This window comes from Variovorax sp. BGA-UO-ETr-C22 (assembly GCF_059567965.1).
Genome location: NZ_JCAQPA010000011.1, coordinates 1,044,905 through 1,071,190, shown reverse-complemented (window position 1 = coordinate 1,071,190; position 26,286 = coordinate 1,044,905). Strand labels below are relative to the sequence as shown.

25 protein-coding genes are annotated in these 26,286 nt (G+C 69.4%); 11 read left to right on the top strand and 14 right to left on the bottom strand.

Translation table 11 applies throughout. The annotated features are described in order from the left end of the window. Window positions 1-3 precede the first annotated feature (3 nt). Entirely contained in the window at window positions 4-1,110 is a 1,107-nt protein-coding gene (locus AC57B8_RS25090) for a cell division protein ZipA C-terminal FtsZ-binding domain-containing protein (RefSeq protein ID WP_062471237.1), read from the bottom strand. A 13-nt stretch (window positions 1,111-1,123) separates the two neighbouring features. After that, entirely contained in the window at window positions 1,124-4,639 is a 3,516-nt protein-coding gene (gene smc, locus AC57B8_RS25085; protein ID WP_496481076.1) for a chromosome segregation protein SMC, read from the bottom strand. 113 nt (window positions 4,640-4,752) lie between these two features. Here smc and AC57B8_RS25080 point away from each other — a divergent pair, with 113 nt between their 5' ends. The 4 genes from AC57B8_RS25080 (at window position 4,753) to AC57B8_RS25065 (ending at window position 7,966) form a co-directional block, all read left to right on the top strand. Beyond that, on the top strand, window positions 4,753-5,523 hold the full coding sequence (locus tag AC57B8_RS25080; RefSeq protein ID WP_496481075.1) for a hypothetical protein: 771 nt from the start codon (window positions 4,753-4,755) through the stop codon (window positions 5,521-5,523). Window positions 5,524-5,578: 55 nt separating this feature from the next. Beyond that, complete coding sequence (locus AC57B8_RS25075) at window positions 5,579-5,899, top strand: helix-turn-helix domain-containing protein (protein ID WP_496481074.1); 321 nt, start codon at window positions 5,579-5,581, stop codon at window positions 5,897-5,899. Further along, complete coding sequence (locus AC57B8_RS25070; protein WP_496481073.1) at window positions 5,896-7,194, top strand: type II toxin-antitoxin system HipA family toxin; 1,299 nt, start codon at window positions 5,896-5,898, stop codon at window positions 7,192-7,194. The genes AC57B8_RS25075 and AC57B8_RS25070 overlap by 4 nt, the downstream gene beginning before the upstream one ends. 79 nt (window positions 7,195-7,273) lie before the next feature. Then, window positions 7,274-7,966 (top strand): P-loop NTPase family protein, encoded by a 693-nt coding sequence (locus AC57B8_RS25065; protein ID WP_062471226.1) that lies wholly within the window; start codon window positions 7,274-7,276, stop codon window positions 7,964-7,966. 254 nt (window positions 7,967-8,220) lie between these two features. On the opposite strand, the gene fabG is transcribed toward AC57B8_RS25065, so the two are convergent. Genes fabG through AC57B8_RS25015 form a run of 10 tightly spaced genes read right to left on the bottom strand, consistent with a single transcriptional unit; the run spans window position 8,221 to window position 17,756 of the window. Beyond that, window positions 8,221-8,952, bottom strand: a complete 732-nt coding sequence (fabG, locus tag AC57B8_RS25060; protein ID WP_159271769.1) for a 3-oxoacyl-ACP reductase FabG — start codon at window positions 8,950-8,952, stop codon at window positions 8,221-8,223. Then, window positions 8,949-9,422 carry a hotdog family protein gene (locus tag AC57B8_RS25055; protein ID WP_354342045.1) on the bottom strand — a complete coding sequence of 158 codons (474 nt, stop codon included), beginning with the start codon at window positions 9,420-9,422 and terminating at the stop codon, window positions 8,949-8,951. Before AC57B8_RS25055 ends, fabG begins: the two co-directional genes overlap by 4 nt. Then, window positions 9,419-10,189 carry a class I SAM-dependent methyltransferase gene (locus AC57B8_RS25050; RefSeq protein WP_496481072.1) on the bottom strand — a complete coding sequence of 257 codons (771 nt, stop codon included), beginning with the start codon at window positions 10,187-10,189 and terminating at the stop codon, window positions 9,419-9,421. The genes AC57B8_RS25055 and AC57B8_RS25050 overlap by 4 nt, the downstream gene beginning before the upstream one ends. After that, entirely contained in the window at window positions 10,186-11,028 is an 843-nt protein-coding gene (locus tag AC57B8_RS25045) for a polysaccharide deacetylase family protein (RefSeq protein ID WP_496481071.1), read from the bottom strand. The genes AC57B8_RS25050 and AC57B8_RS25045 overlap by 4 nt, the downstream gene beginning before the upstream one ends. A 20-nt stretch (window positions 11,029-11,048) precedes the next feature. Then, window positions 11,049-13,454, bottom strand: coding sequence for an MMPL family transporter (locus tag AC57B8_RS25040; RefSeq protein ID WP_496481070.1), 2,406 nt, complete (start codon window positions 13,452-13,454; stop codon window positions 11,049-11,051). Then, complete coding sequence (locus tag AC57B8_RS25035; RefSeq protein ID WP_139701610.1) at window positions 13,451-14,086, bottom strand: LolA-related protein; 636 nt, start codon at window positions 14,084-14,086, stop codon at window positions 13,451-13,453. Before AC57B8_RS25035 ends, AC57B8_RS25040 begins: the two co-directional genes overlap by 4 nt. Beyond that, complete coding sequence (locus tag AC57B8_RS25030) at window positions 14,058-15,068, bottom strand: lysophospholipid acyltransferase family protein (RefSeq protein ID WP_496481069.1); 1,011 nt, start codon at window positions 15,066-15,068, stop codon at window positions 14,058-14,060. The genes AC57B8_RS25035 and AC57B8_RS25030 overlap by 29 nt, the downstream gene beginning before the upstream one ends. Beyond that, window positions 15,065-16,780: an AMP-binding protein gene (locus AC57B8_RS25025; RefSeq protein WP_496481068.1), complete on the bottom strand. Its 1,716-nt coding sequence runs from the start codon at window positions 16,778-16,780 to the stop codon at window positions 15,065-15,067. The genes AC57B8_RS25030 and AC57B8_RS25025 overlap by 4 nt, the downstream gene beginning before the upstream one ends. 16 nt (window positions 16,781-16,796) lie before the next feature. Continuing rightward, window positions 16,797-17,441, bottom strand: coding sequence for a COG4648 family protein (locus AC57B8_RS25020; RefSeq protein ID WP_307588320.1), 645 nt, complete (start codon window positions 17,439-17,441; stop codon window positions 16,797-16,799). Window positions 17,442-17,444: 3 nt separating this feature from the next. Further along, window positions 17,445-17,756, bottom strand: a complete 312-nt coding sequence (locus AC57B8_RS25015; protein WP_062482694.1) for a phosphopantetheine-binding protein — start codon at window positions 17,754-17,756, stop codon at window positions 17,445-17,447. A gap of 102 nt (window positions 17,757-17,858) precedes the next feature. Between AC57B8_RS25015 and AC57B8_RS25010 the strand changes: the two genes are divergently transcribed. After that, window positions 17,859-19,370: a helicase HerA-like C-terminal domain-containing protein gene (locus tag AC57B8_RS25010; RefSeq protein ID WP_307693558.1), complete on the top strand. Its 1,512-nt coding sequence runs from the start codon at window positions 17,859-17,861 to the stop codon at window positions 19,368-19,370. A 17-nt stretch (window positions 19,371-19,387) separates the two neighbouring features. Here AC57B8_RS25010 and AC57B8_RS25005 read toward each other — a convergent pair whose 3' ends face one another. Both AC57B8_RS25005 and AC57B8_RS25000 read right to left on the bottom strand, forming a co-directional pair. Next, window positions 19,388-20,029: an NrsF family protein gene (locus AC57B8_RS25005; protein ID WP_496481067.1), complete on the bottom strand. Its 642-nt coding sequence runs from the start codon at window positions 20,027-20,029 to the stop codon at window positions 19,388-19,390. Further along, a complete protein-coding gene (locus AC57B8_RS25000) occupies window positions 20,026-20,610 on the bottom strand; it encodes a sigma-70 family RNA polymerase sigma factor (RefSeq protein ID WP_496481066.1) in 585 nt (194 codons plus the stop codon). The genes AC57B8_RS25005 and AC57B8_RS25000 overlap by 4 nt, the downstream gene beginning before the upstream one ends. Before the next feature lie 86 nt (window positions 20,611-20,696). Here AC57B8_RS25000 and AC57B8_RS24995 point away from each other — a divergent pair, with 86 nt between their 5' ends. From AC57B8_RS24995 to AC57B8_RS24970, 6 genes are all read left to right on the top strand, one after another. Continuing rightward, window positions 20,697-21,116, top strand: coding sequence for a hypothetical protein (locus tag AC57B8_RS24995; RefSeq protein ID WP_159276923.1), 420 nt, complete (start codon window positions 20,697-20,699; stop codon window positions 21,114-21,116). A 14-nt stretch (window positions 21,117-21,130) separates the two neighbouring features. Beyond that, the gene (locus AC57B8_RS24990; protein WP_495262505.1) at window positions 21,131-21,598 is read left to right on the top strand and encodes a DUF6152 family protein; all 468 of its coding nucleotides are present in this window, start codon (window positions 21,131-21,133) and stop codon (window positions 21,596-21,598) included. Window positions 21,599-21,680: 82 nt separating this feature from the next. Then, the gene (locus AC57B8_RS24985; protein WP_307693554.1) at window positions 21,681-23,006 is read left to right on the top strand and encodes a GTP cyclohydrolase II; all 1,326 of its coding nucleotides are present in this window, start codon (window positions 21,681-21,683) and stop codon (window positions 23,004-23,006) included. After that, the gene (locus tag AC57B8_RS24980; protein ID WP_070060745.1) at window positions 23,003-24,406 is read left to right on the top strand and encodes a URC4/urg3 family protein; all 1,404 of its coding nucleotides are present in this window, start codon (window positions 23,003-23,005) and stop codon (window positions 24,404-24,406) included. The genes AC57B8_RS24985 and AC57B8_RS24980 overlap by 4 nt, the downstream gene beginning before the upstream one ends. Window positions 24,407-24,456: 50 nt before the next feature. Beyond that, window positions 24,457-25,086 (top strand): uracil phosphoribosyltransferase, encoded by a 630-nt coding sequence (upp, locus tag AC57B8_RS24975; RefSeq protein WP_307635808.1) that lies wholly within the window; start codon window positions 24,457-24,459, stop codon window positions 25,084-25,086. A gap of 183 nt (window positions 25,087-25,269) precedes the next feature. Then, complete coding sequence (locus tag AC57B8_RS24970) at window positions 25,270-26,271, top strand: BMP family protein (RefSeq protein ID WP_056582550.1); 1,002 nt, start codon at window positions 25,270-25,272, stop codon at window positions 26,269-26,271. Window positions 26,272-26,286 lie beyond the last annotated feature (15 nt).

Sequence of the window (26,286 nt, the reverse complement as noted above, 5' to 3'; positions counted from 1 at the left end):
GGATCAGCTGAAGAGGCGACGCGCCAGCGGCGAACCCGCGGCGAGATCGCGTGCGTCGAGCGTGTCGTACAGCTGCTCGAGGTCGGTGCCGATCACGTCCATGGTTTCGTCGCGCAGCAACTGGCCGTCGCTGTCGGTCACCACGCCGTCCATCTCGCGGGCGAGCGTGGCAGCAGCTTCACGCATGCGGCGGAACGGCTCTTCGCCACGATCGACCTGCGGCACATCGAGGCTCAGGCTGAGCTCGCGAATGGCCGATTGCGCCGGATCGTCGGCCAGCGCGGCCTGGGTGTCGAACGAGAGCCCGAGGATCGGTGGCAGGCCGGCCTCGCTGGTCGGCAACACCATGCGGCCCGGAATGATCCCGGCCACGAAGCCCAGCCGCGCGGCGTTCTGCTGCACGTAGCCCGGGCTCCAGGCCGCGTGCAGCGCGCGCAGCACGAAGCCCAGCTGTGCGTCGTGCGCGCTGGCGAACTGGTCGAGTTCGCGGGCGCGCGCCACTTCGTCGAGCATCTCGGGAAACTCGGGCGCGCCGTTCACGGCATCGGCAAAGGCCTGCGCCTTGACCACGAACTCGGAGTACTCGATCTCGTTGAGCGCCCCGGTGCGGTTGGCCAGCTGCACGCCGACCTGGAACGCGCGGTAGCGCTGTCCGGGCGCCGGCGGCTCCCACTGGCTGGTGAGGTCGTTCAGGCCTTCAATGGCCACCGGCTTGCTGCCGGCGCGGCGCGTCGACGGCATCGACGCTAGCGCGGCATCGCCCGAGGCCAGTCCTTCGAGCGAGATGGGCGCGATCACGTCGATCAGCGGATCGAGCCCGCCACGGCGCTCGCCGGTGGGCACGGGCACGCCGCTGGGCGCCGGCAGGTCGGGGTCGAACAGCGGCTCGTGGCGGTCGCTGCCGGCCACCTGGCTCGGGTCGGCATGGAGCATCGGCTCCACGCCGCCGTCGCTGCCGCCGGCCAGCGCGCGCTCGGCTTCGGCCAGGGCGACATCGACCGCATCGGGCTGGCGCGGCGCATTGCGGCGCGACATCAGGGTGTTGTAGGCCACGACGGCCGCGAGAACGAGGCCGCCGAGGATCGCCAGGGCGAGGGTGAGATTGCTCATGCGCGCGCCTGCCTTATGCCGCTTCGACCATCGAGACCGCCGACTCCATGTCGACCGCAACGATGCGCGACACGCCCTGCTCCTGCATGGTCACGCCGATCAGCTGTTCGGCCATTTCCATGGCGATCTTGTTGTGGCTGATGAAAAGGAACTGGGTTTCACGGCTCATGGCGGAGACGAGTTTGGCATAGCGTTCGGTATTGGCGTCGTCCAGCGGCGCATCCACTTCGTCCAGCAGGCAGAAAGGCGCCGGGTTCAGCTGGAAGATGGCGAACACCAGCGCAATGGCCGTGAGCGCCTTCTCGCCGCCCGAGAGCAGGTGGATGGTCTGGTTCTTCTTGCCGGGCGGCTGGGCCATGACCTGCACGCCGGAGTCGAGGATTTCGTCGCCCGTCATCATCAGCTTGGCGTTGCCGCCGCCGAACAGCTCCGGGAACATGCGGCTGAAGTGCTCGTTGACGATCTTGAAGGTGCCGCCGAGCAGGTCTCGCGTTTCGGCATCGATCTTGCGGATGGCGTCTTCGAGCGTGCCGATGGCTTCGTTCAGGTCAGCCGACTGGGCGTCCAGGAAGATCTTGCGCTCGCTCGCAATCGCGAGTTCGTCGAGCGCGGCCAGGTTGACGGCGCCGAGCGCGACCACCTCGCGGTTCAGGCGGTCGATTTCGCTTTGCAGGCCGGTCAGGCGCACCTTCTCGGTCTCGATCGATTGCGCCACCGCTTCGAGGTCGGCACCGGCGTCGTCCAGCAGCTGCTGGTACTGCTCGACGCCCAGGCGCGCGGCCTGCTCCTTGAGCTGGAATTCGGTGATGCGCTGGCGCAGCGGATCGAGTTCGCGCTCCAACTGCAGCCGGCGCTCGTCGCTGGCGCGCAGCTTGAGCGTGAGGTCGTCGTACTGGCTGCGGGCCGCGCCCAAGGCGGTCTCGCGCTCCAGCTTGAGCGACAGCGCGTCCTGCAGGCCGGCTTGCGCGGCGGCGTCCGACAGGCGGCTCAGCTCGGCGCGGGCGCGCTCGTCTTCGTCGGTCAGCGCGACGGTCTGTTGCGAGGCGGTTTCGATGCTGCGGTTCAGTTCGCCGCGGCGCGCTTCGAGCGTGCGCTGCGAGAAGGTGGCTTCCTGCGCCTGCCGCTCGAGGCTGCGGTGCTGCTCGCGGCTGGCCGTGAGCGCGCGGCCGGCCTCGATCACGCGCTCGTCGAGCTGCGCATGCCGCTCCTGGCTGTCGGCGAGCTGCATATCAAGCTCTTCGAAACGACCTTCGGCGGCGATGCGCTTTTCCTGCAGTTCTTCGAGCTGGGCATCGACCTCGCCGAGGTCGGCGGCCAGCTGCTGGCTGCGCGCGCGGGTCTGTTCGGCGAGCTGCGTCATGCGCAGCGTCTCGACCTGCAGCTCATGGGCGCGCGACTGCGTTTCGGCGGCTTCGCGGCGGGCCGTGACGAGGCGCTGTGCAGCGTCGCCATAGGCGGCTTCGGCGCGGACCAGCGCGGTGCGCGCCTCTTCGTTGATGAGGGTCTGGGCCTTGAGCTGGCGCTCGAGGTTTTCCATTTCCTGCTGACGAGCCAGCAAGCCGGCCTGCTCGGAATCGGGCGCGTAGAAGTTCACGCTGTGCGACGACACGGCATGGCCGCTGCGCACGTAGATCACCTCGCCGGGCTGCAGCGTGGCGCGCTGGGCCAGCGCCTCTTCGAAAGTCTCGGCCGTGTAGCAGCCGTGCAGCCAGTCGTTCAACAAGGCTTGCTGGCCGGCGTCGTTCAGGCGCAGCAGGCTCGACAGCTTGGGCAGCGCGCCCGCGCCCTGCGGCACGCCGGCGGCGGGCGGGCTGTAGAAGGCCAGCTTGGCGGGCGGTGCGTCGTTGCCGAAGGCACGCACCATGTCGAGCCGGCTGACTTCGAGCGCGCCCAGGCGCTCGCGCAGTGCGGACTCGAGCGCGTTCTCCCAGCCCTGTTCGATGTGGATGCGGCTCCACAGGCCCTGCAGGCCGTCGAGGCCGTGCTTGGCGAGCCAGGGGGCGAGCTTGCCGTCGGTCTTGACCTTCTCCTGCAGCGCACGCAGCGCTTCGAGGCGGGCCGAGAACTCGGCGTGGCGGGCGCCCTCGGTGTTGACAGCCTGCTGCTTGGCGCGGCGGTCTTCGTCGAGCTGGGGCACGGTCTCCTGCAGTTCCTGCAGGCGGGCGTCGGACTCGCTGGCGGTTTCCTGTGCCGCGGCCAGCTGCTCCTGCATGTCGGTCAGCCGGTCTTCGTCGGGCGCGGCCAGTGCGTTCCGGTCGGCGCGCAGGCGTTCGCTGCGCAGCGTGAGCTGGCGGCTCTGGTCTTCGATGTTGCGCTGGTCGGCGGCCAGCACCTGGATCTGCTGCTGCACCTGCGACACCGTCGCGCGCTGGGTGTTGGCTTCGTTCTGCGCACGCTGCACGGCCTCTTCGAGGTCGGGCAGGCGCGCGTCGTGCTCTTCGAGCTGGGCGGCCAGCAGGATGGCCTGCTCTTCGGCATCGACGCCGGCGCCGGCCAGCGTCTCGATCTCGGCCTCGGCTTCTTCGCGGCGACGGCCCCACTGGCCCATCTGCTCGCGCAGTTGCACCAGACGCTGTTCGACACGCTGGCGGCCTTCGACCACGAAGCGGATCTCGCCTTCAAGCCGGCCGACTTCAGCGCTGGCTTCGTACAGCTTGCCCTGCGCCTGGTTCACCAGGTCGCCGGCACCGTAGTGGGCCTGGCGCACGGTTTCGAGTTCGGACTCGATGCGGCGCAGGTCGGCGGTGCGCGATTCGAGGTCGTTGATGGCCTTTTCCGAGTCGGCCTTGATCTTGGCCTGGTCGGCATCGCTTTCGCCGCGCTTGAGGAACCACAGCTGGTGCTGCTTCTTCGTGGCGTCGCCCTGCAGCGCGTTGTAGCGCGCCGCCACCTCGGCCTGCTTCTCGAGCTTCTCGAGATTGGCATTGAGCTCGCGCAGGATGTCTTCGACGCGCGTGAGGTTCTCGCGCGTGTCGCCCAGGCGGTTCTCGGTTTCGCGGCGGCGCTCCTTGTACTTGGAGACACCCGCGGCCTCTTCGAGGAACAGGCGCAGTTCTTCGGGCTTGGATTCGATGATCCGGCTGATCGTGCCCTGGCCGATGATGGCGTAGGCGCGAGGCCCGAGGCCGGTGCCGAGGAACACGTCCTGCACGTCGCGGCGACGCACCGGCTGGTTGTTGATGTAGTAGCTGCTGGTGCCGTCGCGCGTGAGCACGCGGCGCACGGCGATTTCGGTGAACTGGTTCCACTGGCCGCCGGCGCGGTGGTCGGCGTTGTCGAACACCAGTTCGACGCTCGAGCGGCTGGCCTGCTTGCGGGTGGTCGTGCCGTTGAAGATCACGTCCTGCATCGACTCGCCGCGCAGTTCCGACGCACGCGACTCGCCGAGCACCCAGCGCACGGCATCCATGATGTTCGACTTGCCGCAGCCGTTCGGCCCCACCACCCCGACCAGTTGGCCCGGCAGCAGGAAGTTGGTGGGTTCGGCGAACGACTTGAAGCCCGAGAGCTTGATGGAGTTAAGACGCACGACTTGTCGCCCTGCCTTGGCGTAGCGCCAAGGTATTGATTTGTAAGGAAAATTGCACGGGCCCGCAGCTTGAAGCGGGCCGCCGCCCCAGCCGTGGATGATAACGTCAGGGCATGAGCGATTCCCCGGCTTCTCCCCTCGCGGCGCGACGCACCTGCCTACTGGCAGGCACCGCGGCCGCCCTGCTCGCGCCGCTGGCGCTGACGGGCTGTTCCTCCTTCCGTTCCACCGAGCGCGCCGAGCCCTACGGCAACCAGGAATGGCTGCAATCGGGCACCAACCGCATCGCCAACCTGTCGCTGCGCGACAACCTGCAATCGGTGCGCCGTGTGCAGACCACCTTGTACCGGCGCAACCCGCGCGAATGGCGCAAGTCGGCCGCCAGCATGGAAGAAGCCACGCAGCGCACCTGGGACGCGGTCCTGCAGGGCACGCCGTTGCCCGAGCTGCGCGGCGCCACCGGCATCGACGCCATCCGCCTGGCCTTCGAAACCGGCCCGCAGGCCTACCAGGGCGACCGCGTGGCGGCGCTGGTCGTCGGGTGGGCCTCGATGCTCAAGCAGGCCAACGGCAACACCTGGGACCAGACCATGATCGACGGGGTCGACGCCGAGAACAGCTACCGCACGGCGCGCAACTTCGAGATTTCGCTCTGGCTCATTTCTTCCAAGACCGGCCCCGACGGCCAGCCACTGCTGCTGGCCACCGAGATCAGCGAGCGCGGGCGCAACCTCGTGGCCGATCGCGAACTGTCGAAGGTGGTGGCACGGCTCGACCTGCTGGCCGCGCAGGCCGACGAGAAGTACCGCCGGGCGGCCCTCGACTTCGGCCAGAACTGGGTGATGGGCGTGGTCATGCCGCTCTTCACGCTGATACCCAAGTAGGCTCTTCGCATCGGAAATATGTTTCCGAAATAGGCATTTGCGGTAATATCTTTCCGTGGACAAGCAGGAACTCATCACCGCCCTCACGGCGCGTCGCGGGGCCACCGGCCTCACGAACGCGGAGATCGCCTTGCGTTCGGGGCTCACCGAACGCTCGGTGCGCAATGCCCTGAGCCTGAAGGGCAATCCGCAGCTGTCGTCGCTGCTCGCGCTGGTCGATGCGCTGGGGCTCGAACTGCAGCTCGCGCCCAAGGGCTTCGGTGAAGGCACGGCCGTCGATCCCGGCTACCGACCGGTCGCCACGCGCGTCGGTCGGGCGCTGGCCGAAGCGCCCGCCGCGCCGCCCTACGTGCGGGGCCGCCGCTCTCAGCCATGAACGTCAAGATCCTCGAGATTTCGCTCGGCGTGCACCGCCTCGGCAAGCTGTTCCAGTACGCCGACCTGTGCCGTTTCGTGGCGGAGCCCGAGCTGATCGCCAACCCGCCGCCCGGCGTGCTTTCGCTGTCGATGGTCGCGAGCGACCCGGCCGCCCAGGCCGCGTTGTGGAGCGACGTGAAGAACCCGTTGTTCAACGCCCAGGGCGGCCAGTTGCCCGGCTTCTTCCAGAACCTGCTGCCTGAAGGCGTGCTGCGCAGCCACATCGCGCAGCTGCGCGGTTGCCGCGAGAACGACCACTTCGAACTGCTGGCGGCCTGCGGCGGCGACCTGCCCGGCGCCGTGGCCGCGCGCCCGGTGTCGGTGGACCGTGGCACGCTGCAGCGGCTCATCACGCAGGACCAGGACGCGCTAGAGATGTCGGTGGTCGAGTTGCCGATGCCGCAGGGCATCTCGGTCTCTGGCGTGCAACCCAAGCTGGGCCTGCGTCGCCAGGGCGGACGCTACGTGGCGCGCGTGCGCGCCGGCGCCAGCACACGCGTGATCGCCAAGCTGCCGGTGGCCGGCCGGCCGCACATGCCGCAACTCGAGATGCTTTCGCTGCAGATGGCCGGGGTGGCGGGTGTCGAGGTGTGCCACGCCGAACTCGCGCCGCTGTCGGCCATTGCGGCGGAGCACAGCTATGCGTTGCCGGACGAACCCGAGTTCCTGGCCGTCACGCGCTTTGACCGGGACGGTGCGCGCCGCATCCATTTCGAAGACTTCGCGCAGGTGCTCGCGGTCGACCCGATGCACAAGTACAGCGGGAGCTACCTCGACATGGCGCTCGCGATGCGTGCCTTTCCATCGTTGGGCGAAGACGCCGTGCTCGAACTGGTGCGCCGGCTCGTGGTCAACGACCTGCTGGGCAACCCGGATGCCCACCTGAAGAACTTCGGCGTGCTGTATCCCGACGGCATTGCGCCGCGATTGGCGCCGGCCTACGACATCGTGGCCTATGCGGCGCTGCAGGGCGTCGAGGGCCATGCGTTGCCGCTGTTGCCGGCTCCGGTTAGCGCCACCGCTGCGCGTCGCACCGCGATGTTCACGCCCGCCAACGTGCGCGCCTTCTGCTTCTCGGCCGGCGTGCACGAGCCGCGCATGCGACGCGTGGTGGCCGACACGGCCCGCCTCGCGCGTGACCAGTGGCCCGCGATGATCGACGCCTCGGCACTGCCGGCTCCGTGGAAGAAACGGCTGCAGCAGCGCCTGCAGGCACATCCCTTGCTGCAGGGCATGAGCAAGCGGGGTCGCTAGCCACGATAGCGCGACAGGCGACCCCTAGAATGAATCCGCCCTCCCCCACCCCTCAACCCATTCGAGGCAGCAACCACTCATGAGCTCTATCAACTTCATTGGCGGCGAGAAAGGCGGCGTCGGCAAGTCGGTCACCGCACGCGTGCTGGCCCAGTACTTCATCGATCGCAGCCGCCCTTTCACCGGCTTCGACACCGACCGTTCGCACAGCTCTTTCACGCGCTTCTACGAGGGCTTTGCCTCGCCCGTGGTGGTCGACAGCTTCGAAGGCCTGGACACGGTGGTGAACGGCTTCGAGACCAACCCGAAGCAGAGCGTGATCGTCGACCTCGCAGCGCAGACGCTGGCGCCGCTGTCGCGCTGGATCAAGGAATCCGACTTGTTCGACGTGTTCGAGGAGATCGACGTCACGGTCAACTTCTGGCACGTGCTGGACGACGGCAAGGACTCCACCGACCTGCTCGGCACGCTGATCGACACCTTCGGCAACCGGCCCAACTACATCGTGGTGCAGAACTACGGGCGCGGCAGCGACTTCGGGATGCTGCTGGCGTCGCAATCGCTGTCGAAGGCCAATGCGAATGGCGCGCGCGTCATTGCCTTGCCGCGCCTGCATGAGGCCAGCATGCGCAAGATCGATGCGCAGAACACGAGTTTCTGGAAGGCGGTGAACGACCGCGAAGGGCCGCATGCGCTTGGGTTGCTGGAACGGCAGCGCGTGAAGTCTTGGCTGGCTACTGCCTACGCTGCGTTTGATACGCTGCCTCTTTAGGCCTTTCGGGAGCGCCCGACAGGCGGCACGGCGTGGTCGGCCCCACTGTGCCGGCCGCTTCGCGGCTTCCCTGCGGTGCTCGCGTTTCGCGGGGTCTCGCAGAACTCGCTTCGCTCAAACAGCTGCGAGCCCTGATCCGCGAAACGCTGCGCTCCTCGGCGGCACAGAGGGGCCGCCCACACCGCACCGCCTGCCGGGCTTCGGGGTAAGGCGAATGCCCTGCCCCTCGTAAGGAAGAACGAACTGGCAGGGCCTCAGATCATCCCGCCGTTGATCGAGATCACCTGACCCGTGATGTACGCGGCTTCATCGCTTGCCAGGAATGCCGCCAGCGCCGCCACTTCCTGCGGCGTTCCGGCACGCTTCACGGGCACCATCTGGTTGATGAGCGCGGGATCGAACACCGCATCGGCCATCGGCGACGCGATGATTCCCGGCGCGATCGCGTTCACGGTCACGCCGCGCGAGGCTACTTCGAGCGACAGCGCCTTGGTCGCGCTGTTCAGCGCGCCCTTGGCCGCGGCGTAGTTCACCTGTCCCTTGTTCCCCGCGATGGCGGCGACAGACGAGATGTTCAGCACGCGACCCCAACGGGTGCGCATCATCGGCAGAAGCAGCGGCTGGGTCACGCGGAAGAATCCGTTCAGCGACACGTCGATCACCTTGTGCCATTGCTCGGCGCGCATGCCGGGCAGCACGGCGTCGTCGTGCACGCCCGCGTTGTTGACGAGGATCTGCACCGCGCCGCCTTCGAGGATGCGTGCGCAGCCGGCCGCGCAGGCCTCGTCGCTGCGCAGGTCGAACACATGGCATTCCGCCTTGCCGCCGGCGGCGGTGATCGACGCGGCCAGTTGCTCGATGGCCTCGGGCCGCGAGTTCGCATGCAGCAGCACGGTGGCGCCGTCGCGCGCAAAACGCTCCGCCATGGCCGCGCCGAGCGCGCCGCTGGCGCCGGTGATCAGTGTGCGTTTTCCTTCGAAACTCATGACGGTGTGCTTCCCATGTCCGCCAGCGGCGTGTTCAAGACCACCACGGCCCGGCCCTCGGCCAGCAGGCGGCCGTCGTCGGCCGCCACCGTGAATTCATACAAGACCTGCCGGTCGTCGCCGGACAGGCGCTTCGCGCGCACCTGCAACGCTCCGGCGATGTCGTCCAGCCTCGCCACCGCCAGCTTCACGTTGCGTGCACTGGCCAGGAAGCCGGCCGACGGTGTGCTGCCTTCGGCGGCCAGCAGGCCGCCGTGCAGCGCCATGGCCTGCGCCGCGTACTCGATGGCGTTCGGCGCGAGCAGTCCGCTCTCGGTGCGCAGCGGGTTGTCCGCGTGGCTGTGCGTCGTGGTGCTGCAATGGATCGATTCGGCGTCCCAGCCTTCGAGGCGCTCCAGCAGGCACATGCTGCCGCTGTGCGGAATGCGCGCGGCGATGCCCGCACGGTCGAGCGTCTGCGGTGCCGTCAAGCGACAGTCTCCAGGTCGGCCACCAGCAGCACGTTGGCGAACGGCGTGCCTTCGCTCATCGGCATGCTTTGCACGCGGAAACCCAGGCGCTGCAGCACGGCGATCCACTCGGCCAGCGGGCGGCCCCAGGTCGGGGAGACCTTGTGGCCGCGGATGCGCGTCACGGTGCGATCGACCCACTGGCTGATCGCGAAACCACGCGTGCTCGACGCATCGCCCACGCGCAGCAGCAGGCGCGCCTTCGGGTTGCCGCCACGGCGCAGCGCGTCGCGCACGCGGGTCAGCACGCCCTCCTGCGCCGCAAGGTCCACGTAGTGCAGCACGTCGAGGATCACGACCAGGTCGCAGTCGGGCAAGGCGGCCGAGCACATGTCGGCGCACACCAGCCGCGGCGTCGGTTTCAGATGGCCGACCGACGCCTCGGCGCGCGCCACGTCCTTGGGCATCAGCTCGATGCCCGTGTAGTCCGCGGCGGCCGGCGTGGCGGCCCATGAGGCCGGCCAGCGGCCCTGTTGCTGCATCGCGCTCATCGACGCCAGCAGGCTCACGAAGAGGCCTTGGCCGCAGCCGATGTCGACCACGCGCCGGTGCTGGGCGTCGATCAGCCCGCGTTCGAGCAGGCCGCGGAACACCGGGTCGCGCCCGAGCTTGCCGCGTGCGAACTGCCAGGCGAAGGTGCCGCCCTTCTTGTAGGGCACGGTCGCGGCTTCGTGCAGCTCGCGCCAGGCTTGATCGGTGGTCATCGTCGATGGCATCACGGCGCTCATGCGGTCTTCAATCCTTCAGGCAGGGTCACGGCGCGCAATCCATCGGCGCGCAGGCGTTGGAGCAACAAGGGCAGGACTTCCAGCAAGACGGGTTGCCCCGCCGCGGTGCGCGCGGCATTGCCGTCGTGCAGCAGCAGGATGTCGCGCGCCTGCAAGTGGCGGGCGAGGCGCGCCATCACCTTGGCGGCGTCGCCTTCGCGGGTGTCGAAACCGCGCCGCGTCCAACTCACGAGCGAGAGGCCGAGGCGGTGCAGCACGGGTTCGAGGAAAGGGTTGCGCAGGCCGGCGGGCGCGCGGAAACAGGTCGGGCGCTGGCCGGTCACGTCGGTCAGGATGTCTTGCGCGCGCGCAATCTCCGCCGCGAAGCCGCGCGGGCCGAGGAAGGAGAAGTTGTGCCGATGCCGCGCCGTGTGGTTCTGGATGCTGTGGCCGCGCGCGACGATCTCTCGCGCCAGCGCCGGGTGCGCCTGTACGCGTTCGGCGATGCAGAAGAAGGTGGCGCGCTGGCCGTGGGCGTCCAGCAGGTCGAGCACGCGAGGCGTGACCTCGGGCTCGGGCCCGTCGTCGATGGTGATCGCCACCTCGCGACGCGCACCGGCCGCCTCCGGCAGGCGCGTGACGTTCGGGCCGAGCAGGTTGCTGCGCGGCGTGAGGCCCGCACCGGTGATCAGCGCATGGTTCAGCACCACCGCGCCGAGCGCCCAGGGCCATGCGCCCGGCACCAGCACGCCCGCGCCCAACGCGGCCACATGCACGGCCGCGCTGGCGCGCATGGCCGGCGGCCAGGGCCAGGACTCGGAGGCGGCAGAACGGGTGGAAGGGGCGGAAGGCGACGACATGGTGGGCCCGGATTTTCCCATCAGCGCGACCGCTGCGGGCTCGGGCCCTTCCCGGGCGCCACGTTGCGCGCGAACGCGGCCGACAGCAGCAGCGCCAGCAAGGCGCCCGGCGCGACCACGCGGCCGATGGACGACAGCGCCGGAATGTCCGAGATCGCGATCAGTCCGAACGACACCACCGTCGTGAGGTTGGCCAGCATCAGCGAAGCCAGCGTGTCTTCGTCGGCGCGCCCGGTCGTTCGCAGCTGGTCGAAGAAGAGCGCGTAGTTCGATCCCACGGCGACGATCAGCAGCAGCCCCACGAGGTGCAGGATGCCGAGCGCCGCCTGCGCCAGCGCCATGCCGCCCAGCGTGAGCACCACCGCGAACAGCAGCGGCTGGCACACGGCCAGCAGGCGGCGCCACGAGCGCAGGTACACGCCCAGCAGCACCACCACCGCGAGCGCACCCAGCAGCACCTGCACGAAGGCCTCGTGCAGGTAGCGCTGGTAGAGGCCGCCGAGTTCGCGCCCGACGTCCACCACCTGCACCTCGGGCAACCCGGCCAGCGCCTCCTCGAGGCGAGCCTGCTCAAAGCCCGGGCCGGGATGCAGCACGACCAGCGTGGACCAGCCACCGCCCGGTCGCTCGTACATCAGCGTGTTGACCACCGAGCCCAGCGGGCCGCCCATGAGGTCGGCGCGCTGCACGGGCGCTTGCTTGCGCGCGGCCTCCACGTCGGCCACGAAGGGGCCGAGGCGCGATGCCGGCAGCGGCAGGCCCTTGGTCGCCTCGGCCAGGTTGGCGCGCAGCGTGTCGGCGTCGGGCAGGCTGGCCTGGCGCGCCGTTTGCGCGGCCACGCTGGGCAGCACGCGGGTCACGGCTTCGTAGCCGCTGAGCTCGCCCTTGTCGACCAGCGCATCGAGGCGCGCAGCCGCGGCCTCGGTGTGGCGCAGTGCGGCCTGTTCGTCGTCGCCGAAGGCCACCACGAGCACGCCGCCGTCGCTGGCGCCGATGTCCTTGCGCAGCATCTCGTCGAGCTGCTGGGCCGAGCGCGGCACGGGGCTCATCGCGCTCAGGTCGGCGCGCCACAGGTGGCCGCCCTGCCACAGCACCAGCGCGAGCGCCGCCACGCCGAGCGCCGCCAGCGGCCAGCGCAGGCGCGGCAGGCCGCGCACCAGCAGGCCGGCCAGGCGAGCCATGTGCCGACGCATGCCCATGCCGGTCGCGCCATCGGGTGCCAGCACGGGCAGCACGTAGCGCGTGGCGAGCGCGGCCGACACCAGCCCGGCGATCGAGAACACGCCCAATTGCGCCAGCCCCGGAAAGCCCGAGAACACCAGCGCCGCAAAGCCGCACACGGAGGTCAGCAGGCCCAGCCGCACGGTGGGCCAGTGCACCTCGCGCCAGCGCTGCCAGCCGGTGCCGGCCACGGCCGCGCCGCGTGCCTGGATCAGGTAGTAGATGGCGTAGTCGACCGTCTCGCCGATCAGCGTGCTGCCGAAGCCCAGCGTGAGCCCGTGCACCGAGCCGAACACCAGGCTGACCGACGCGGTGCCCACCACCACGCCCGTGGCCACCGGCAGGAAGGCGATGACCAGCGCGCGCGGCGAGGCAAAGGCCAGCAGCAGCAGCACGCTCATCACGATGCCGCCCACCACCGCGAGGTGGATGGCTTCGGTCTTGATCTTTTCGCGGCTCATGACCGAGAACACGGGCGGCCCGCTCAACAGCAGCTTCGGCGCGGCCTCGCCCATGCCACGCGCGGCGGATTCGTAGGCAGCCTGCACGCGGGCGATGGCGACGGCCTGCGCATCGAGGTCGCCGCCGGCCGCGCGCGTGGTGGCGATCATGAGCGCACGCGGCGCCTCGCGCGACATCCAGACGCCGGCCTCGCTGCGCGGCGCGCTGGCCGGCACCAGCTCCATCGCGATGCGTTGGGTCTCGCCCGTCGGATCGCTGTCGAGCAAGGGCTTGATCGCGTTGCCGGCCGGCGTGCCGAGCATCGACAGGGTGTCGACGATGGCTTCGCGCAGCCCTTCGGCGGTGAACTGCCCCGGCATCACGCCGGACGAGAGCTGGTAGCGGTGCTGGAACACCCAGGTGCCGGCCTCGCTCCAGTCGCTCACGTCGCCGTTCTGCACCAGGTCGAAGAGCTGGCTCTCGCGCATCGCCTTGCCGACGGCGCGCGAGACCTCCGCACGCTGTTCGACGCTGCCGCCCTCGAAGCCCAGCATCAGCGTGCGCGAGGCCACGCCGCTTTGCAGCTGCTCGATCAGCACGCGCTGGCGCAGGTCAGGGCTCTTGGGAAGAAAAGCCGACAGGTCGGCGCCGATCTGGGTGCGCGCGATGACGACCGCGCCGAGGGCCACGACCAGCAACCACGCCAGCAGAACGACGATGCGGCGCGACCACCCCGGCGGGCCGCCCGCCTGCGCCAGGCTCACGGCGTCGCGCGCCCGGGAGCGCCGGCCGGCAGCGCCGACGGCGGTGCGTTGGGCGAGATGTGCATGACCGAGCGGTCACCGCCCACGAACTCCATCTCCAGCCCCAACACCTCGCTGTTGCGGCCGGTGATGCGCATGCTGCGCACCTGCGCGGCCAGCCGGCTGTCGTTGGGCGTGAGGTCGAGCGTCCACTTGCCGGCGGCGCCGGTCACGGTGCTCTTGAAGTAGCGCTGCAGCGTGGCGCCGTCGCCGCTCAGCGTGCCGCGCATGGCTTCGACCAGGCCCAGCAGCTCGGGCATGCTGTCCAGCGCCAGCGTGCGGTTGCGGTTGCCGCGCGACAAGGTCAGCGTGTTGCCGTCGACGGACATGGTCTCGATGCGCGGCGACAGCGTGCGGCGCACCAGCTTGTCGGGCGCCTCGAAGCTCAGCGTGCCGCTCGCGTCGAGCGGGCCTTCGAGGCCGTGCACGAAGCGCTGCTCGGTGAAGCGCGCCTCGCCGCTCTTCTGCCGGGCCAGCAGGCCCATCAGTTCGGGCAGGTCGAATGCCGCCCAGGCCGGCGCGGCACAGAAAGCCACCGCCAGCACCACCACCCTGCAAAGCCGATCAAGCCGCATCTTCGAGCCAGAAATCATGAAAGTTGAACCAGTTGTACGGGTAGGCGCGGCACAGCGCCTCGAGGCGGGCCACATAGGCTTCGACCGCGCTTCGGATGCGGCGTTCACGCTCCGCGGCATCGGCGAACGGCGTGCCGAAGTCGGCCAGCGGGTCGAACCGGACATCGTAGCGGGCACCGCCGCCGTACATGCCGGCCATGAAGAACACCTTGCGGCGCAGCAGCGCCGCCAGCCGGAACGGGCCATCGTTGAAGACGGCCGGCTGCCCCAGGAAAGGCAGCACGATGTTGTTGCCGCGCTGGTTTGCCGGCTGCTCCTCGCTGCCCGGCAGCGTGCGGTCGGCCAGCATGCCGCCGAGGCCGCCGCCGTCGAGCCAGTCGCGCAGCGCGAGCATGGAATGCGGCCGGCCGAGCGCGATCACGTGGGGCCGCATCTCGGGCAGCGCGATGGCGTTCAGGATGGCGGTGATGCGCTGCGCGTTGTCCGGGTACATCAGCATCGCCAGCCGCATGCGGTTCTGGTGCTTTTGCTGCTTGCAGGCGCCGAGCACCTCGAAGCTGCCGATGTGGGCGCCGAGCAGGAAAGCGCCCCGCCCTTCGGCCGCCTCGGCCTCGATCGGGCCGTTGCCTTCGATCTTCAGCTTGAACAAGTCCATGCGCCCGCGCAGGAAGTACACGCGGTCGAGCACGGTGGAGGAAAACGCGTGCAGCAGGCGGTAGCCGTCGACCCAGCCCGCGCGCGGGCCGATGGCCCTGAACAGGTAGCGCTTGATGTAGCGGCGCGGTGCCGGCGCGAACAGCAGGAAATACAGGCTGATCGGCGGCAGCAGCAGCCGCGTGACGTGCCGTCCGCACACCAGCGCCATGAGGCAGATGAAGCGCAGCGCCAGCATGTTGCTGCGCTCGGGCGCGCGCGCCCAGTCGCCCTGCTGGGCCGCCGGGCGGGCAGTCTGCCGCGCCGCTTCGTCCACGGCGCGCGTTTCGGCGTCGGTGTGCTTCATCCCGCCGACTCTGGCACAGCCGTCCAGCGGCCGGTGACAGCCGCCACGCCGTCACAGCGCACGTCGAAACGCACGCCGCGGCCGGTGCCGGCCTCGGGATGCAGCTCGATGGACAGCGTGCTGCCGGGGCGCACGGGCGCCAGGAACTTGGCGGCCGCGAGCGTCGGGCTCGGGCCGAGCCGTGCCGACAGCGCCGGCACGCGCCGCACGACCTCCATGACCTCCGCCAGCAGCAACGCGCCGGGCACCAGCGGCTGGCCGGGGAAATGACCGGCAAAGGCCGGATGGTCGACCGGCACCGTGTGCGCCATCTGCACCGGGGTCTGGTCGTCGGCCAGCTGGGCCAGCGCAAATTCGCGCAGCGCCCGCACCGTGAGCTTGCCCGTGCCTTCGCGCGGGAAGGCCTTGACCTGCACCACGCGGCGCGGCACGAACACTGGCTCCAGCCGTTGCCGCAGTGCAGCAATGATGTCCGCCGCCGACAGCGTGGGCGCGACCACGAACGCCACCGGCCGCACCACGCCGTCGGCCACCTCGTCGGGCAGCCAGAAGGCGCCGTCCTCGACGCCGGCAATGCTGTTGAGGTGGTAGTTCAGGTGCGCGAGCGAACTGCGCCGCCCGGCGACGTGGATCAGGTCGTTGGCGCGGCCGAACAGGCGAAAGCGCCGTGCGTCCAGCAGCTCGAGCACGTCGGCCATGGGCGTCGGCTCGGGAATGAAGTCGCCGCTGAAGATGAAGCGCTCGGGTCCGTCACCCTCCCCCGGTTCCGCATGCACACGGATCTCGCCGAAGGTTTCCCAGATTTCGCTCTCGGTCGTGCGGCGCGTGGCCACCTGGCCCGATTCGGTGCTGCCGTAGATTTCGAGCAGCACGCCGCCCAGTGCCTGCTCGGCCTGCGCGGCCAGCTGCGGCGACAGCGGCGCGGTGGCCGACAGGATCAGGTCGACCGGTGGCAGTTCGATGCCCGACAGCAGCAGCGTCTTCAGGTGGAACGGCGTGGTCACCAGCGCGCGCGGGCGCGGCACCGAGGCCAGCGCCTTCGCGACGTCGGCCGGAAAGAACGGCCGCCCGGTCTCAAAAGCCGCGCCACCGAGCATCGCGAGCAGCACCGACGACTCCAGGCCGTAGCTGTGCTGCACCGGTACGGTCGCCACCAGCGTGAGCCCTTCGAGCGTGGGCCGCTGCAGCACGCGGCACAGCCGCTCGACCGCCACTTCGACGTCGCCGACCAGCGTGCGCCAGGCTTTGGCATGCGGTTGCGGCACGCCGGTGGAGCCCGACGTGAGCAGGCTGGCCGCATGCCGGCCGCCGTCGATGGCGGGCACGGGCGCATCGCCGGCCGGGCCGGGCATGGCCTCGACCTGCAGGCGTCTCATGCCGGGCGTCTCGAGCTTGGCGTCGTCGGTCAGCGCGAACAGGTGGGCGCCGCCGGTTTCGGTCAGGCGCGCCAGCGTGTCCGGCCGCGCATCGGGCGGCAGCAGGCTGGCATGGCCGCGCACCAGCGCGGCGCCCAGGCTCACGGCGAAGGCGTAGCGATCGAGGCAGAGGTTGACGGCAGGCCCCTCGGCAGGCAGTGCGGGCGCGAGGCGCGCGACATCGGCCAGGAACTGGCGCGTGCTGACCGGCTGGCCGGCGCGCCAGGCCAGGGGCGCGTCGGGGTTGCGGTCCGCGAGCAGCGGCAGGAAGGAAGAAGAAGCGGTGTCGGGGGTCACGCGGGCAGCGCCTGTTTCATTGGCCGCCAGCGCCGTTGTCCACCGTCGAGGTGCCGTAGAACGCGCGCACCGCATCGACGAGGCGCGTGCGTTCGAATTCGGGATGCAGGCGGTAGCGCACGAGGTGCTCGCCCACGAAAAGCAGCGCCACGCTCAGCGGCGACAGCACGTTGGCCAGCAGCGACCAGGCCGAGAACGGCATCGTCAGGTAGACCACGATCGACGAGACGACCACCACGGCGAAATACACCGTCCAGATCTGCGTGAGGCGCGTCGTGTACGACAGCATGTGCCCCTTCAGCGGGTGCACGCGCTGCGCGAACTGGGTGATCAGCGGCAGGCCCTTGCCGCGCAGCGTCGAGCCGAACCAGCCGCACAAGGCGCCGTTGATGCCGATGTGCTGGAGCACGTACAGGCGGTTCGTGTCGCCCGCCTCACCGAGGAAGACGAGCGAGAAGCCGCCGATGCCCAGCGCCGCCGCAATGGCCAAGCCCCAGCGGCCGAACCAGCTGGCGGCGCAGCCCATGGCGGCGATCCACAACGGGCCGAGCAACACCACCACAGCCCAGGGCTCGGTGGCGTGGAACAGCGTCATCCAATGGGAGAGGCCGGCATACGTGACCCCTACCAGCAGCAGGAGGACGAGTCGCCATCGGGACATGGATCAGGTGGCGCTGCGGTGCTCGGCGACGTGGGTCGCGAGCGTACGCAGCGACTGGAAGATCTGCTGGTTGCGCTCGTCGTCCGAGCGCAGCTGGAAACCGTAGCGGCGCGAGACTTCGAGCGCGACTTCGAGGATGTCGATGGAGTCGAGGCCCAGACCTTCGCCGTACAGCGGGTCGGTGGGAACGATCTCTTCAGGTGCGACCTCGAGATTGAGCGCGTTCACGAGCAACACGGCCAGCTCTTTTTCGATCGGCGACTGTTCGGATGCATCGCCAGTGGCGGGAATGGGGGGCTGAGCAGTCGATGACAAAAAAACCTCCTGAACTTTTTTCCTGAACGACCGTGCGGGGTCGTGAATTATAGGAGTGGCGGTTGATTAGACTGCGCGCTTCGATACGACCCGGAGCGCCCCATGGCCGACCCCCTTCTGATCGCACGCCACGACACCATCGAGTGCACCCTCCTGCCCGGCCTGGCCAACCGCCACGGCCTGATCACCGGCGCCACCGGCACCGGCAAGACCGTCTCGCTCCAGACCATCGCCGAACAACTGTCGAACATCGGCGTGCCGGTGTTCATGGCCGACGTCAAGGGCGACCTGACCGGCATCAGCCAGAAAGGCAGCGTCGGCGAGAAACTGGCCGCCACGCTCAAGGAACGCGGCATCGACGTGCCCGAACCCGCCGCCTGCCCCGTCACGCTGTGGGACGTGTTCGGCGAACAGGGCCACCCGGTGCGCGCCACCGTGTCCGACATGGGCCCGCTGCTCCTGGGCCGCATGCTCGACGTGAACGAAACCCAGGCCGGCGTGCTGAACCTGGTGTTCAAGATCGCCGACGACAGCGGCATGCTGCTGCTCGACCTGAAGGACCTGCGCGCCATGCTGCAGTACGTGGGCGAGAACGCGAGCCAGTTCACCACCGAGTACGGCAACATCAGCGCCGCCAGCGTGGGCGCGATCCAGCGCGGCCTGCTGCAGATCGAGACCCAGGGCGGCGACAAGTTCTTCGGCGAGCCGATGCTCAACATCACCGACTTCATGCAGACGGTGGGCGGCAAGGGGGTGGTGAACATCCTGGCGGCCGACAAGCTCATGAATTCGCCGCGCCTGTACGCCACCTTCCTGCTGTGGATGCTGTCGGAGCTGTTCGAGCAGCTGCCTGAAATCGGCGACCCTGAGAAGCCGAAGCTGGCCTTCTTCTTCGACGAGGCCCACCTGCTGTTCAACGAGGCGCCCAAGGCGCTGGTCGAACGCATCGAGCTCGTGGTGCGGCTGGTGCGTTCCAAGGGCGTCGGCGTGTATTTCGTCACGCAAAACCCGCTGGACATTCCCGACTCGGTGCTGGCCCAGCTGGGCAACCGGGTGCAGCACGCGCTGCGTGCCTTCACGCCGCGCGACCAGAAGGCCGTGAAGGCCGCCGCCAGCACCATGCGCCAGAAGCCCGGCCTGGACATCGAGACCGCCATCACCGAACTCGCCGTGGGCGAGGCGCTGGTGAGCTTCCTGGACGCCAAGGGCCGCCCCAGCATCACCGAGCGCGTGTACGTGCTGCCGCCGGGCAGCCAGCTCGGCCCGATCACGCCCGAACAGCGCAAGGCGCTGATCGCGGGCTCGCTGGTGGCGGGCGTGTACGAGAAGACGGTCGACCGCGAATCGGCCTACGAAAAGCTCAAGGGCCGCGCCGAGAGCGCCCCCGATGCGCCGGCCGCCGGCGCCAAGGGCGGGGCCGCCGCGGAAGAATCGTCCGGCATGGGCGGCATGCTCAACGACATGCTCTTCGGCAGCACCGGCCCGCGCGGCGGCAAGCGCGACGGCCTCGTGCAGACCATGGCCAAGTCGGCGGTGCGCACCATGGGCACGTCGGTGGGCAAGGAGATCCTGCGCGGCGTGCTGGGCGGGATCTTCGGCAGCAAGAAGCGCTAAAAGTAGAAAGCGACTCGCTACCAGCGCAGCAGGCGCGGCCCCAGTGCCGCGCCCAGCAGCACCGGCACCGCGATCCCGCTCACGTACCAGACCGCGAGGAACGGCGCGGTCAGCTCCATGCAATGCAGCGCGTAGACCGACGCGCCCACGCCGCCGGCCAGTGCGCCGGCCGCGGCCCCGGCCAGCGCGGGCCGCGTCGGCGCCAGCCCGCGCAGCGCCACGAAGGTGGCCGCGAACACCGGCAGCGCCATGAAGCCGATGCTCAGGGCGCAGATGCGCCACGACTGGCCCATCAGCAAGGGCATGCGCTCCTCGATCGGCACCGAGAACCAGACGAACGCCGCCAGCCCCCAGATCCCCAACACCGGCAGCACCCCACCCCACCACGCGTGGCGCATCCGCACGCCGGGCCGGGCCAGCCGCTGCACCGTCACGAAGGCCGCCGCCGCGATGCACAGCGGAAACAGCACCTTGACCCAGAACATCGGCCAGAACATCGCCTGCACCAGGTCGGGCCGCAGCCCGTACTCGCCGAACAGGATCACGAAGGACAGCGGCAGCGCGGCCAGCACCGCCAGCCCGATGCGCCCACTGGCGCTGCGCCGCGGCACCGCCACCTCGCCGGCGGCCAGCAGGTTCACGAGGTCGTCGGTCTTCATGGCGTGGCCCCTCCCCCGAACTTCGCGGCCAGGGCCTTCAGGCCCCGGTGGATGCCGACCTTCACCGCCGACTCCGACATGCCCGTGAGGCTCGCCGTCTCGGCCACCGAGAGGCCTTCGATCTTCACGTGCACGATGGGCAGGCGCTGACGTTCGGGCAGCGTCTGCAGCAGCCCGCCGAGGTCGCGCTTCGCGTCGCTGGCCTCGGTGGCCGACGCGGCGAACACGGCCAGGTCGTCGTCCAGCGGGTCATGCAGGTCCTCGCGGACCGACTTGGCGCGCAGCAGGTCGATCATCTTGTAGCGCGCAATGGCATGCACCCAGGCCGTCAGCGGCTGGTCGCTCTGGTAGGTGTGGCGCTGGTTGTGCATGGCGAGCAGGCATTCCTGGACGAGGTCTTCCACTTCATCGGGCCAGCCGAACAGGCGCTTGCCCAGAAAAGCACGCAGGTGCGCACTCAATTTCTGCAGGAACTCGCGGTACGCGCCGGCGTCGCCATCGAGGCCGCGAAGGAACAGGCGGCGCAAGGCCGCTTCCGCGTCGCTCGGTGTCGTCCTGCTACCTACGGTGTTTCGTGCCATCGGGCCGGCCGGTTACAGCCTGGTGAAAAAAGATTGCAAGGGATTGTGCCGCGCCCCCGGGGCAAGGCTTGCGCTAAGCTGCCCCGATGCTGGCCGGACTCGTCTCGCACCCCTGGGCCTACCCGGCGCTGGAGGCGGCGCACATCGTGGGCATCGCGCTGCTGTTCGGCGGCCTGCTGGTGTTCGAGCTGCGCGCCCTCGGCCTGGCCCGCGAGCTGCCGGCGCCGCTGCTGGCGCGCCTCACGCTGCGCCCCGCCCTGCTGGGCTTCGGCCTGTGCGCGCTGACCGGCCTGACCATGTTCGCCAGCCAGCCGGGCGAGTTGTTGAGCAACACGGCCTTTCGCGTGAAGCTGCTGCTGATCCTGCTGGCCGGCCTCAACGCCGCCTGGTTCCACCTGCGCGGCGACCTCGGCGGGCAGAGCGGATTCGCCAGGTTTCAATGCCTCCTGTCTTTGGGGTTTTGGCTCGCTGTCATCATCTGCGGGCGCTGGATTGCCTATGTCTGACCAAGGAGAACGCGATGCTGCATCGACGCATGTTCGTGACCGGTTCGATCGCACTGGCCCTGCCCGCCTGGGCCCACCACGGCTGGAGCAGTTTTGACCAGGAGCGCCCGCTGTACCTGGAGGGCCGCGCCACCAAGGTGAGCTGGCGCAACCCGCACGGCGAGCTGGAGATCGAGCTGCCCGAGAACCTCGCGCTGCCGCCCGACCTGAAGCAGCGGCCGCTGCCGAAGCAAAGCGCCACGGTCGACGGCGCGGCGCTGCTGGCCAAGGCGCAGTTGCCGACGCGGCGCGACCGCAAGTGGCAGATCGAGCTGGCCCCGCTCACGCGGCTGCAGGCCTGGGGCGTCGAGGAGATCAAGCCCGGCACGCCGGTGGCGGTGCTCGGCTTCACCTTCACGGGAGAGAGAGGCGACGCGGTGCTGCGCGCCGAGTACCTGTTCGTGCACGGCAAGACCTACGGCCTGCGCTCGTCGCCTGCCTGAATGCCAGTGCGGCCAGGCCGCGCGGGCCCTCGCTTGCCAGCCGCACAAGTGCTCGGTACATTGCATTTTTTGAGGGCCTCAAATGTCCGCAGACAGTACCGCGATCCCTTCCGCCTTGCCGACAGCGACTGGCGCGAGCCCGACGCAGAACCCTCCGCTCCACCCCTCGTCCTCGACCGGCCACATCCGCCTGACCTCGCATGCCGGCGGCTTCGGTGCCCTGCCCATCCATTGGGGCGCGGCCACCGCCACCGAGCGTGGCCCTGTGGTCGGCACCACCACCAAGCGCGCGCACCGCAACGTGATCGGCACCCACAGCGGCTCGTACAGCGTGTACCGCGCGCTCGCCGTGGCGGCCGGCGCCCTGAAGCGCGAGCACAAGGCCGACCTCACCAACACCGCGCCCACCGACGTCATCGGCCCCTATCCGCAGTGGAGCGAGCCCGGGCGCATCGTCTCGCTCGACCCCTGGGGCGCGCTGGTGGCCGACGTGTTCTCCACCGAACTTGCGGCCGGCTACGACATCCGCCCGACCATCGCGATCACCAAGGCGCATGTGATCCTGCCCGAGGTGATCGAGGCGCTGCAAAGCGGCCGCCTGAAGGCCGACGGCCACTTCCTCACCACGGGCGGCGCGGCCATGGTGACCAAGGCGGCCATCGAACCCGTGTGGTACCTGCCCGAGGTGGCGCGCCGCTTCGGCTGCTCCGAGACCGACCTGCGCCGCACGCTCTTCGAAGAGACTGGCGGCATGTACCCCGAGCTGGTCACGCGCTCCGACCTCGAGGTGTTCCTGCCACCCATCGGCGGGCAGACGCTCTACATCTTCGGCAACCCGCGCGACCTGGCCAACCCGGACGTGGAACTCACCGCGCGCATCCACGACGAGTGCAACGGCTCCGACGTGTTCGGCTCCGACATCTGCACCTGCCGCCCCTACCTCACGCACGCGATCGAAGAGTGCATCCAGGGCGCGCAGCGCGGCGGCGTGGGGCTCATCGCCTACTCGCGCAAGGAAGGCCGCGCGCTCGGCGAGGTGACCAAGTTCCTCGTCTACAACGCCCGCAAGCGCCAGGTGGGCGGCGACACGGCCGACCAGTATTTCGCGCGCACCGAGTGCGTGGCCGGCGTGCAGGACATGCGCTTCCAGGAGCTGATGCCCGACGTCTTCCACTGGCTGGGCATCAAGAAGATCCACCGCCTCGTGTCGATGAGCAACATGAAGTTCGACGCCATCACCGGCTCGGGCATCGAGATCGGCGAGCGCGTGAACATTCCCGACGAACTGATCCCGGCCGACGCCCGCGTCGAGATGGACGCCAAGATGGCGGCCGGCTACTTCACGCCCGGCCCGGTGCCGGACGCAGAGGAACTGAAAAAGGCCAAGGGCCGGGGATTGAGCGAATGAGCCGAAGCACCGACATCGACCTGCCCGCCGACGGTTCCGGCAGCCTGCGCCCCGGCGGCGCGGGCAATGTCGACCCGTCGATCGAATTCACTCCCGACACCGGCCACCCGGCCGGCGCCGCCAGCCTGCTGCGCACCACCACCGCCATCCGCCAGCGCGCGGGCGCCCTGCTGGCGCGCGCGCGCCGCGGCGAGTCGCAGTGGTTCCGCATCGGCAGCGACGACGCGCTCGAAGACGCGGCGCGCACCGTGGCCGAGGTCACGCGCGAGCGCTACCCCTGGGACACCATCCCGTACCACAGCCGCTGGCGCCACTTCGAGGCCGGCGGCGTCGACCGCCGTCTGCAGCTCGACGCGCTGCTCGGCAAGGGCCTCGACGCCCGCCAGCGCGCCCGCGCCCACATCGACCTCACGCTGGTGAGCGTGCTGCTCGACGCCGGCGCCGGCCCGACCTGGCACTACACCGAACCGGCCACCGGGCTGCGCTTCACGCGCTCCGAAGGCCTGGGCGTGGCGTGCTTCCATGCGTTCACCAGCGGGCTCTTCTCGTCCGACCCGAACCACCCGCTGCAGGCCGACGCGGCCGGCCTGCGCGGCCTCGTGACCGAGCGCCTGGGCGACGCCTTCCAGGTGAGCGAGGTCAATCCGCTGGTCGGCCTGGCCGGACGCGCGGTGCTGCTGCGCCGCCTGGGCGAGGCCATGAGCGAGCAGCCCGAGACCTTCGGCGACGACGGCCGGCCCGCCGGCCTTTTCGATGCGCTCGTGGCCCCGCTGGGCGCAGCCTCGCCGCCCACGGCCGAGATCACGGCGCACCAGATCCTGTCGCTGCTGCTCGACACCCTCTCGCACATCTGGCCCTCGGCCAACGCCATCGACAGCCTGGCGGCCGACGGCAGCGACAACGCGGGTGGCATCGGCTCGGGCGACCCGGCCTTCGCGCTGGGCGACTGCTGGCGCCACAGCGCCGTCGCCGGCCCCGGGCTCACCAACGGCTGGATGCCGTTCCACAAGCTGTCGCAGTGGCTCACGTACTCGCTGCTCGAGCCCTTCGAATGGGCCGGTGTGAAGGTGCGCCATCTCGACGCGCTCACCGCCCTGCCCGAGTACCGCAACGGCGGCCTGCTGATCGACAGCGGCGTGATCGTGCCGCGCGAGCCGGCCTTTCTCACCCGCCGCTGGAAGGCCGGCGACGAGTTCATCGTCGAATGGCGCGCCCTCACCGTGGCGCTGCTCGACGAGATCGCCCCGCGCGTGCGCAAGGTGCTCGACCGCACCGAGGAAGAGCTGCCCCTGGCCTGCGTGCTCGAAGGCGGCACCTGGGCCGCGGGCCGGGTGCTGGCACAGCGCTTGCGAAACGGTGCGCCACCGCTGCAGATCGAGAGCGACGGCACCGTCTTCTAGTCTTTTAGACTCTCCTGTTTTCCGCAACGGCACACCAAAAGAAGACTCCAATGAGCAACGTCCACCTCGTCGACCACCCCCTCGTCCAGCACAAGCTCACGCTGATGCGCCGCAAGGACGCCTCCACCAACAGCTTTCGACGGCTCTTGAACGAAATCAGCATGCTGATGGCCTACGAGGTCACGCGCGACATGCCGATGCAGGACATCGAGGTCGAGACCCCGCTGGAGACCATGCAGGCCAAGGTCATCGACGGCAAGAAGGTGGTGCTGGTGTCGATCCTGCGGGCCGGCACCGGCATCCTGGACGGCATGCTCACGGTGGTGCCGGGCGCGCGCGTCGGCCACATCGGCCTGTACCGCGACCCCAAGACGCTCACGGCCGTCGAGTACTACTTCAAGATGCCCGGCGAGATGGAGAACCGCGACGTGATCGTGGTCGACCCCATGCTGGCCACCGGCAACTCGGCCGTGGCCGCGGTCGAACGGCTGAAGGAACTCAACCCCAAGTCGATCAAGTTCGTCTGCCTGCTGACCTGCCCCGAAGGCGTGGCCACCATGCAGAAGGCGCACCCGGACGTGCCGATCTACACCGCCGCGATCGACCGCGAGCTGGACAGCCACGGCTACATCCTGCCGGGCCTCGGCGACGCCGGCGACCGCATCTTCGGCACTAAGTAGGCTCGCCCCCAGGCTTCGCGCACTTCGTGTCGCTACTCCTTCCCCCTACCGGGGGCAACACCTGAGGCCCGGCGGAGCCGGTTCCTCGGTGTTTGCTGGAAGGGAGCCCGCCGCGAGGGCGGGCTCTGTTGGTGGGCATGGGGATTGCAGGGTGGTTCTTTTATTTCAATCGAGGAGAAGACCGTGACAGCACGCCGTCAATTGATCGTTCGTTCCATCGCCGTTGCCGCAGCGCTTGCGGCGGGCGCCCCGGGCCTTGCGCTCGCGCAGGCCAAGCTCAAGGTGGCTGCCGTGTACACGGTGCCTTTCGAGCAGCAATGGGTGGGCCGCATCCACAAGGCGCTGAAGGCGGCCGAGGCGCGGGGGGAGATCGAATACAAGGCGACCGAGAACGTGAGCAATGCCGACTACGAGCGCGTGATGCGCGAGTACGCCACGGGCGGCAACCAGCTGATCCTGGGCGAGGTGTTCGGCGTGGAAGCGGCGGCGCGCAAGGTCGCGAAGGACTTCCCCAAGGTGGCGTTCCTCATGGGCTCGTCGCTGAAGCCGCAGGCGCCGAACTTCTCGGTGTTCGACAACTACATCCAGGAGCCGGCCTACCTCAGCGGCATGGTCGCGGGCGGGATGACCAAGAGCAACCGCATCGGCATGGTCGGCGGCTTCCCGATTCCCGAAGTCAATCGCCTCATGAACGCGTTCATGGCGGGCGCGAAGGAAACGAACCCGAAGGTGGAGTTCAGCGTGAGCTTCATCAACAGCTGGTTCGACCCCCCGAAGGCCAAGGAAGCGGCCTTCGCGATGATCGACAAGGGCGCCGACATCATGTACGCCGAGCGCTTCGGCGTGTCGGACGCGGCCAAGGAAAAGGGCAAGCTCGCCATCGGCAACGTGATCGACACGCAGGCCCAGTACCCCGACACGGTGGTGGCCTCGGCGCTGTGGAACTTCGAGCCCTCGGCCGACCGCGCCATCAAGCTGGTGAAAGAAGGCAAGTTCGCCGCCGAAGACTACGGCGTGTACTCGCACATGAAGCACAAGGGCTCCGAACTCGCGCCGCTGGGCACCTTCGAGAAGAAGGTGCCGGCCGACGTCGTGGCCAAGGTGAAGGCGAAGCAGGCCGACATCCTGGCCGGCAAGTTCACCGTGAAGGTGGACGACGCCCAGCCGAAGTCCACCGCCAAGTAACAAGCAGACAGACAA